General features: G+C 62.2%; 5 protein-coding genes. All 5 read right to left on the minus strand.

All coding sequences use genetic code 11. The features are described 5' to 3' along the window. Window positions 1–2: 2 nt before the first annotated feature. Window positions 3–1,724 carry a ShlB/FhaC/HecB family hemolysin secretion/activation protein gene (locus tag AC4PS6_RS17995; protein WP_336827200.1) on the minus strand — a complete coding sequence of 574 codons (1,722 nt, stop codon included), beginning with the start codon at window positions 1,722–1,724 and terminating at the stop codon, window positions 3–5. Window positions 1,725–2,216: 492 nt separating this feature from the next. Then, the gene (pgaD, locus tag AC4PS6_RS18000) at window positions 2,217–2,693 is read right to left on the minus strand and encodes a poly-beta-1,6-N-acetyl-D-glucosamine biosynthesis protein PgaD (protein WP_003187480.1); all 477 of its coding nucleotides are present in this window, start codon (window positions 2,691–2,693) and stop codon (window positions 2,217–2,219) included. Between the two features lie 2 nt (window positions 2,694–2,695). Further along, entirely contained in the window at window positions 2,696–4,036 is a 1,341-nt protein-coding gene (gene pgaC, locus AC4PS6_RS18005) for a poly-beta-1,6-N-acetyl-D-glucosamine synthase (protein WP_014716391.1), read from the minus strand. Between the two features lie 2 nt (window positions 4,037–4,038). Next, a complete protein-coding gene (gene pgaB, locus AC4PS6_RS18010; protein ID WP_032902120.1) occupies window positions 4,039–6,036 on the minus strand; it encodes a poly-beta-1,6-N-acetyl-D-glucosamine N-deacetylase PgaB in 1,998 nt (665 codons plus the stop codon). 12 nt (window positions 6,037–6,048) lie between these two features. Further along, a complete protein-coding gene (pgaA, locus tag AC4PS6_RS18015; protein WP_492180892.1) occupies window positions 6,049–8,529 on the minus strand; it encodes a poly-beta-1,6 N-acetyl-D-glucosamine export porin PgaA in 2,481 nt (826 codons plus the stop codon). Window positions 8,530–8,874 lie beyond the last annotated feature (345 nt).

Consider the following 8,874-nt stretch of genomic DNA (forward strand, 5'->3'; position numbering starts at 1 on the left):
AATTACAGGAAAAAATCCATGCGGAAGTAGATCGGCGCTTCGCGCTCGGTCACCACACCGGGTCTTTCTAACGAATGGGCAAAGGTCACGCTGGTGCTGACGTGTTTGCCACGGGCGAACAGCTCCAGGGAGTTGCTGGACACCCGGCCATGAACGTTGTCGTTGTAGCGGTCGTTGCGGATCACGCCCTGGTCGTAGCCGACACTGGCGCCGTACTCGGCGAAGGCCGGGCGCATCCAGTCGAGGGTCACCGGGCGCGCCCAGCGCACTTCGTTGCGCCAGTAGCCGCCGCTGTCGCCGGTCAGCAACTGGTCCTTGAAACCGCGCACCGAGGCCGAGCCGCCAAGGCTCATGCGCTGCGGCGAAAACAGCGGGTCTTCGCTGCGTTGGCCGGTGGCCAAACTGCTGAAGCTGAACGACTCGCCCCACAGGCTGAAGGGTTGCAGGTAGCTGACGGTGGCGGTGTATTTGCGGTAGCGCGAGTTCGGCTGGCGACGGCCTGCTGGGTCACGCTCGTCTTGGGCCTGGGCGTCGAGCAGGCCGATGCCGCTTTGCATGCCCAGGTCCAGGTTGACGAAGGCACTGCCGATGCGCCGACCGTGGTTGACGCCCAGTTGCAGTTCGCTGAGGCGGTTGCTGCTGGGGGCGGTGCGCACGTCGAGGATGTAGTTGTTGGTGCGCAGGTGCGCCAGGCCGACGTTGACCGAGGTCTTGCTGACGTCGTCGCGATGGATCACCCGCTCGGCGCGCAGTTGGTGGTTCTGGTTGTCGCCGTCCTGCTTGTATTTGAAGCCGTCGGTGACGCCGTAGGTGCGGTAGTCGCTTTCGCTGTAGGTGTAGCTGAAGTTCCACCAGCCCCAGGGCAGGTTGTAGTAGAGCATGGTGTTTTTCGAGGTTTTCTGGTGGTCGCTGATGGCGTCGTGGCCGCCGCGCAGCATCAGTTGGTCACCCAGGCCGAGTGGGCTGTCCCACTCAAGGCCAGCGCCCCATTGCTGTTCGCCAGTGCTTTTCTGCCCGTCGTTGTTGCGCGACAGGCTGGCGCGCCAGGGCTTTTGCGCGGTGTTCTTGACCACCACGTCGCTGCCGCCGATTTGCTGGCCGGGGGTGAGTTCCATCTGCGCCTGTTTGGACGGCAGGCGGTTGAGCTGGTCCACCAGTTGCTCGATTTCACGCAGGTTAAGTGCTTCGCCGACTTTGCCGGGAAAGGCCATGGCCAGTTCGCGGTCGGTCACCGTGCTGCCTTCGGCGCTGCGCAACGCTTCGAGTTTGCCTTCCACCACCAGCACTTGCAGATGGCCGGTGGAGAGGTCTTGCTGCGGCAGGTAGGCACGACTGGTGACGCGACCTTTGCCCAAGTAGTAGTCGGTGATGACCTTGAGCAACTCGTTAAGCTGGGACACGCCCAGGCACTGGCCGATGTAGGGCTTGAGCAAGCGCTCGCGGTCGGGCGCCGGCAGGCTGTCGGCGCCTTTGAGTTCGATGGTTTTGATCGGGAAGCAACGGGTGTCGGCCGGGGTTGCCGGGGCTTGGGGCTTGTCCGCTTTACCGGGCAGGTCCTGAAGCTCCTGGAGGCGCCGCTGCTGCTCTTCGAGCAGGCGGTTCTGCCGGTCGCGGATCAAGTCCTGATCGCCAGGCGTGGGGGCGGCGGATGCACTGTTCAGGCCCATGCAACTGAGCAGGAAGGTGCAGAGCAATAACCGGGTCCATGGCAATAACGAAGACATGTTCGATCCATCGAAAATCAAGGGCCGCGAAACTAACATCGAACTTCCAGCTCGCCTAGAAACGGGCGAAGTGGGGCCGCTCGACTGATTAGATTTCTAACCTGTTGATTATTAATAATAATTTTTCATCAAAAGGGTTTAAGTCGGGCACTTACGGTGATTATTCCGACAAGCGGCAACTGTTTTGATGGCGATTCGACGAATGACTTTCCGACTGCCATTATTTAGCCATCAGATGTTCGTCGAGTTAGGTTAGTACCGGAGAAGGAGGAAAAGTTCGCGGGGGTTTTGTGAATTGGATCCCATTTATCGGAATTCCAACAAGAGGAGTGAACCACTGCAAGCCATGGGTGGAAATACTACCTGTAGGAGCGGGCTTGCTCGCGAAGGCGGTGTGTCAGTCACTGCAACTGTTACTGCACTATCGCTTTCGCAGGCAAGCCAGCTCCCACATCGGGTCTTCATTGCTTTGGGCATTGCGTTCGCTTAGGTCTAGCCAATGCCCTTGTCTTTGTCGGGTACCAGGGTCAGGCCGGGGCGTTCGACGTCGCGGGAGACATGGGATTTCACTTCTTCGACGCCGCCTTCTTCGTCGTTGTGGATCACCAGCACGCCGGGGCGGCGCAGTTGTTCGAGGTCGCCATCGCCCAAGTTGAAACTTTCACTCAGGTGCTGGTCGCTCAGCGCATTGGCCTCGGCGCGGCGCTGGGCGAATTTGCGCCCGCGATGCTGCTGATAACGTGCCCAACTGATCAGGATCACCGCATTGAACAGCGCGATCCACAGGTAAACCTGCAAGGTGTTGAGCGCCGCAAAGATAGGCGCCTCGATGCGCGGGCCGCCATGGGTTTCAAGCATGGCGCTGATGCCTCGCGCCAGCAACCAGATCAACCCACCCCAGGCCAGCAGGGTCAGCAGCACATCGACGATCCACATCAGTGTGTTTTGGCGAGTTCTGACCAGTTTCATGATCACGCCTCCTCTTGTGCAGGTTTGATACCGCGGTCCGGGCTGACCCAGCGTGCGCGTTTCTGATGCTGGTTGAACAACACCTTGGGAAAGCTGACCAGCGTGGTGAGCAGGCTGACCAGCCAGAACACCATCGGGTACCACACGGTCCAGAACAGGGTTTTCCACAGGTCTTTTTCGTAGCGCCGGTCGATCAGGATGCTCACCGCAAACTGCAGCAGGCACACCATCGCCAGCACCAGCCCGGTGAACGCGGGCGGCACCAACGAGCTCACGGTGATCGCCGCCGGCAGCGTGACGAATTTACCCACGGCCCAGAAGATCACCGACAGCAGGAAGGTGAAGGCCCAGCCGGTGGACAGGCAGTATTCGAACAACAGCGGCCACAGGTAGCGGTGGCGCCATTGCCAGATGCCACGGATGTTCTTGAACAGCACTTCGGCGCCGCCCTGGGCCCAGCGCAGGCGTTGTTTCCACAGGCCGCCGACGGTTTCGGGCATGAGGATCCAGCACAGCGCGCGCGGCTCGTAGAAGATCGCCCAGTGATCGAGTTGCAGCTTCCAACTGACATCGATGTCCTCGGTGATCATGTCGGTGCTCCAGTAGTCGATGCGGTCCAGGGCTTTCTTGCGGAACGCCACCACCACACCAGAGACCGTGAAGATCCGGCCGAATACCCGCTGGGTACGCTTGATCAAACCGATGATCGAGGAGAACTCGCCGACCTGCACTCGGCCGATCAGGGTCGAGCGGGTACGAATGCGCGGGTTGCCGGTGACGGCGCCCAGGCGCGGGTTGTCGAGCATCGGCGCGACCATGTAGGCGGCCGCGTTTTTGTCGAGCAAGGCATCGCCGTCGATGCACACCAGGTATTCGCTGCGGGCGGCCACGGCGCCCATGCGCAGGGCCACGGCTTTGCCCTGGTTCTGCGCCAGGTGCAGCACGCGCAGGCGCGGGTGTTGCAACGCAAGGGCATCGAGTACTGCGGCGGTGTTGTCGCTGGAGCCATCGTTGACCGCGATCACTTCGATGTTCGGGTACACCTGGCCGAGGGCCGCATCAATGGTGTCGGCGACGTTATCGCCCTCGTTGTAGCAAGGGATGATGATCGAGATCAGCGGCTCGCCGGCCAGGGTCGGCGCCGGCGTGTCTTCTTCCCACGGCCAGTGGCGTTCCCAGTGCAGCCAGAAATACAGGCCACCGGCGATCCACAGCGCCGACATGAACAGCGGGTAGAAGAACACGAAGTCCATCAGGAACTGCCCGGTCACCAGAAAGATCAGGCCCAGGGGCAAGCCCAGTACCAGTGCCAACACGAATAGAGCCAGGATTCTGTCAACCATGATCAAGGGTTCCATTGGTTGGAGAGGGCCGGACGGATGGTCTTCAAGTCCGGGGAGTTTTCCAGGAAGTTGTCCGGGTAGTAGCCGAAACTGGTGACGCCCTGGCGTTTGAGTACACCCATCCACTCTGCCAATTGCTCAGCGCTGATATCCGGTGCGGCTTGGGTGCGCCAGTCTTTGGCTTGCAATTCGAAGATGGTTTTTTGCATCGCGCCGGGGCGCGTCTTGACCGTGGCGATGAGTTTTTCCAGCCAGGCGTTGGAGGTTTTCACTTCCTGGCCTTCCATCAACGGCATGGCCATCGGCGCGGTCCAGTCGTAGGCCTGGAGGAAGTCATCGAGGTTCTGCGCGAACCAGGTTTCGCTGCCGGGGTTGAGCATCGGCTCGGCGAAGATATTGCGCGCGGTGAGTACCTGCGGCCCACGGATGGCGCGAACCTTGGCGGTGAGCTCATGGGTGAAGTCGATCAGGTAGCGGCTTTTGAAACGGGTCCAGCGCTGCATCACGGCCGGGTCGGCCCGCAGGGCGGCGATGCTGCTCGGCAAGCCTTGGGCGGCGTAGGCCTTGAGCGCGGCCGGGCTGGCGTCTTCGAAGTCGTTGAACACCGCATCATCGTGGTAGAGGATGCCGTCAATCGGCCCTACACGCGCCAGGTCTTGGTAGATCTCACCGATGACCTGCCGCACCTTGGGATCAAATGGCGACAGGCGTTTGTATTGATCCGGGTCGGGGCCGACCTGGCCGGTTTTCGGGTCCCAGCGGGTGACACGCGGCAGCTTGGGGTCGAGGGCAAAACTCAGCACCGGCATCCACGCGTACACACTGGCATGGGCGCGGGTGTGCAATTGCCAGGCAACCCGGTTGAACAGGTCAGCACGCATCGGCAGATGGCGGTTGGGGAAGTACAGCGAATGCACCAGGCCGTCGCCCTTGGGGTCGGCAAAGGCTTGCAGGAAGACGGTGCCGGCGCCCATGTCCACCACGCGCTGAACCAGCACGTCGAGGTTGCGCGCCTGTTGGGCCGGGTCGGGGTCGTACACGTTGTCCAGGTCTACGTGCAGCACGCGCATCGGCGCTTTGGTCTGCACGGCCACCATGCTGTTGGCAAAATGCTCGCCGTCCGGGTCGGAGGCCACCAGAAAGCGTGGGCTGTTCATCAGGTTACCGAGGTCGTCGAGCCCGTCTTCCAGGGTCAGCGCCATCTCGTAGCCGTGCTCGCCGACTACCGCCAACGAGGTGCCATCGGCCGCCCCATACGGCCACACCCACACACGCGGTGCCTTGCCGGTGACGGTACGGATTTTGTTCGAAATCGCGGCGACGTCAGCCCGCATACGCGCCTGGAACTGCGCTTCGCTTTCGTAGCCGTTGGTCTTGGGATCAAAACTTCGCGTGGTGGCGGCCGGTTCCAGGTTGCCCTGGGGGTTGGCCAGGATGCCCTTGTGATTGGCGTCGGTGTGAGCGGCGATTTCCACCAGGCCAGACTGGGACACTTCACGAATCTGCTGCCACGTCAGGAACTCTCCCCGTGGTCGTGGCGTACCGGCAAAATCCACCGGTTGGTTCAACGGCGTGTCGATCCAGGACCCCACCGGTGCCAGCAATGCAGGCCAGTGGTAGGCACGCAGAATCGGCATCACGCGGGTGTAGAAGCTGGAATAACCGTCATCGAAGCTGAGCATCACCGCCTTGGGTGGCAATGCCGGGCCGCCGCGCCGGGCCGCCAGGATCTGATCGACGCTGACCGCCTGGTAGCCATTCTCCCGCAGCCACGCCAGCTGCTCGATCAAACGCTCGGTGCGCACCGCCACCACGGCTTGATCGGGGTCGCGATCCTCTACGTCGTGATAGGCAATGCCCAGGAAGTGGTTCTTCGGCCACGGCGCTTCGTTGGGCGCTATCGGCCGTTCGGCGGGTGGAGTGTAGGGCGCGGGTTGTTGGGCGCAGGCGGCGGCCAGCATTACACCCAGGACCAACAAGCAACGGCTGAGGACGGTCATGGTCAGGCTCTTTTAGAAACGGTAAGTGAGGTCGACGAGCAGGCGCAGATCGCGTTCGCGATCACCGTCATAAGGTCGGCTGATCAGGCTGAGGTTGGCGCCCATTTCCAGTACGTCGTTCCAGCGATAACGTTGGCCGTAGCCAATCAGGCCGATACCGCCGGTGGAGTAGTCACGCTGGCTGTAGGTACCCGCGCCGATTTGGAACTGCTGACTCCACTGGGTTTCGTAGCGGTGATAGAGCACGTGATTGACGTTGATCATGGGCAACACCGTGAAGTCCGACTTCGGGTTGAAGTACACGGTGTCTTCCTTGCTGTTGCGGCTGGCGCCCACTTCCAGGCCCAGGTCCACTTGCACATGGGGCGAGCTGTATAGGCCTTCGCGGCCGGTGAGCAAGGCTTCGAAGCGATCGTTGCCGTCGCTGAAATGGGACGGGCTGAGGGTCAGTTTCCACTCGCGGCTTTCGTTGGCGCGCCAGCGGATAAAACCGCTGCCGCCGTTGGCTGTGACGCCGTCATTCAGGGCCCGCAACGGCGTGGTGCTGAGCAAATAGCCGAGGCTGCCGCCGTATTGCCAGTGGTCGTTGATGTCGCGGGCAATCGACACGCTGGCGCCTTGCTTGGAACCGTCGCCATAGGAATGGTTGGACACTTCGGCTTCGATGGTCATGTCACGGGTGCGACGCTCCACGCCCACGCGCTGCCAGCGATGTTGGCCAGTGCCTTCCTGGAAGTCGGCGGTGGCATAGCCGGCACCAGCGAACAGGCGCCAGTCTTCGTCGATGGGCGGCGTGTAGATCACGCTTTCAATGCCCCAGTCTCGGCTGCCGGAGACGGCACCGGCGTCGTTGTTATTGCCGCCACCGTAGCTTTTGCCGGTGTAGGCTTCGACACGCAGCTCGGCCATGTCGTGCACATCGCGCAGGCGGCTCAGGCGCTGCACCTGACGGTTGTCCGGGTTGCGGGCGAGCACGTCGTCGGTGAGCGCGTCCATCTGCCGCCATTCTTGCAAGTCCATGGCGGTATAGGCTTGGGAGACTTCCAGGCCGATGTCGCGGGGGGCCTGGGTTTCGGTTTCCTTGAGCGTGCCTTCGGCGCGGCGCGGCCAGTCGCGGGCGCGGTACATGTCGGCCTGGGCCAGGCGCAGACCCACGTTGCCCGGTGCCTTGGCCACCAGGGCTTCCAGGCTGGCCTCGCTACCGGGCAGGTCACCGCCATAGGTACCGGCCTGGGCGGATAATTGTTGGGCGTCCATCCAGTTGTCATTGGGGTTGCCAATGGGCAAGCCCTTGAGCTCAACGCGGGGGTTTTGCTCCTTGGCCAGGTTGTTGGCGACCTGGCGGGCCTCTTCGACCTTGTCGCTTTCCAACAAGGCGTAGAACAGCGCCGTGCTGTCATCGACCCGATAGCTGGCGTCTGTGTCAGGGGCGGTGAGTACCTGGCGGTACAACGGCTCGGCCTTTTCCGGCTGGCGCTGTTCCAGGTAAGAGCCGGCGACCCAACGCAAGGCGTAGGTGGGCAGTTGCACGCCTTCGCTGGTGAGGGTCTGGTAATCGCGGATCACCTCGGCATGCCGTGCTCGCGCCTTGAGCGCACCCAGGCGGTCGATGCGCCAGCGGATGACATCGTCCTTGGCTGTGGCGTCGGGAGCCCAGCGGCTGATCAGTTTGTCGTAGTCCTGCAGGGCACGGTCTGCGATGACGTAGCGTTCTTTTTCTGTACGCGTGGCGAACTCGGCCATGCGCACACGCTCGGCGGCAAGGTCGCCTTCGAGGCGGCGCTGGGTGACGGCGTCCACCAACCCCGGGCGCTTGGCCGAGAGGCGCAGTGCTGGCTCCGGCAGCCGAGCCTTTTGCAGGGCAACGATGTATTCACGGGCCACTTCGGGCTTGTCACCGGCGCGGATAAAGGCTTGGTCGAATTCGAATAGCGCGTCGTAGTTCAAACCGGCACGTGTCAGCGCATACCCCAGGGCCATGCGGCGGTTGGGGTCATTGGGTTGGGCCGCCACCAGCGTGCGCAGGCGTTGCACCGCCTCGTTGGCTTTGCCGCCATCGGCCTGGGTGAGGGCCTGGCCCAGTTGCAGGTCGACGTTATGGGGTTCACGCAGCAACGCCTGGCGATAGACCGCTTCGGCTTGAGCCCACTGCTTTTGATTGCGATAAGTGCGCGCCACCGTGGCGAGTGCCTGGGTGGTGAGGTTGCGATGCTTGCCTTGCGCCTCGTACACCTTAAGCACTTCTGCGTCTTGCCCGGCCCAGCCGGCGATCACCAGGTGGTCGTTGACCTGGCCTGGGGTCTGGCGTTCGGCGGAGAGTTGGCGCAGTTGGGTCAGCGCCGGCGTGAAGTGGCCGTTGCGGGCCTGGATGATCAGGGCGTCGTAGGCTGGGTCGGCAAACGCAAGGCCTGGAACCAGCAACTGGCTGCACAGGGCGGCCCCGATAAGCAGACGCAACCGGCCGGAGGCACTGTAGGGGTGGTTTCGCAGCATATCGTGAGCTTCCTTACACACGGAAAGCCTTAACGATAGGTGATCCTGAGCGAAACGCATCAGGGTGTCGGCGTCTCGGGACCCGACCTAGCTTTCCTGTAGGAACTATCTCTTAGCGAAGTAGGGGGAAGTGCAATTCAGAACAATTGTTCAGAATTGTGCGAGCGCGATTTTTTGCCCTCACACAAAACGAATGTGGGAGCCGGGTTTGTGTGGGAGCCGGGCTTGCCCGCGAGGCAGGCACCGCGGTCGTTCAGCCAGACCGGGGCGATGCTATCGCAGGCAAGCCAGCTTGTATGCTAGGACTTGAAGGGAGGAGAAGGGACAAAGCCCGATTCTGACTGT

It is taken from the genome of Pseudomonas sp. DW-iso17, assembly GCF_058725345.1.

Bases quoted from the DNA above. Each gene is read 5' to 3' on its own strand.
- pgaC (WP_014716391.1), bottom strand. From the start codon at position 4,036: ATGGTTGACAGAATCCTGGCTCTATTCGTGTTGGCACTGGTACTGGGC.
- pgaB (WP_032902120.1), bottom strand. From the start codon at position 6,036: ATGACCGTCCTCAGCCGTTGCTTGTTGGTCCTGGGTGTAATGCTGGCC.
- pgaA (WP_492180892.1), bottom strand. From the start codon at position 8,529: ATGCTGCGAAACCACCCCTACAGTGCCTCCGGCCGGTTGCGTCTGCTT.
- pgaD (WP_003187480.1), bottom strand. From the start codon at position 2,693: ATGAAACTGGTCAGAACTCGCCAAAACACACTGATGTGGATCGTCGAT.
- AC4PS6_RS17995 (WP_336827200.1), bottom strand. From the start codon at position 1,724: ATGTCTTCGTTATTGCCATGGACCCGGTTATTGCTCTGCACCTTCCTG.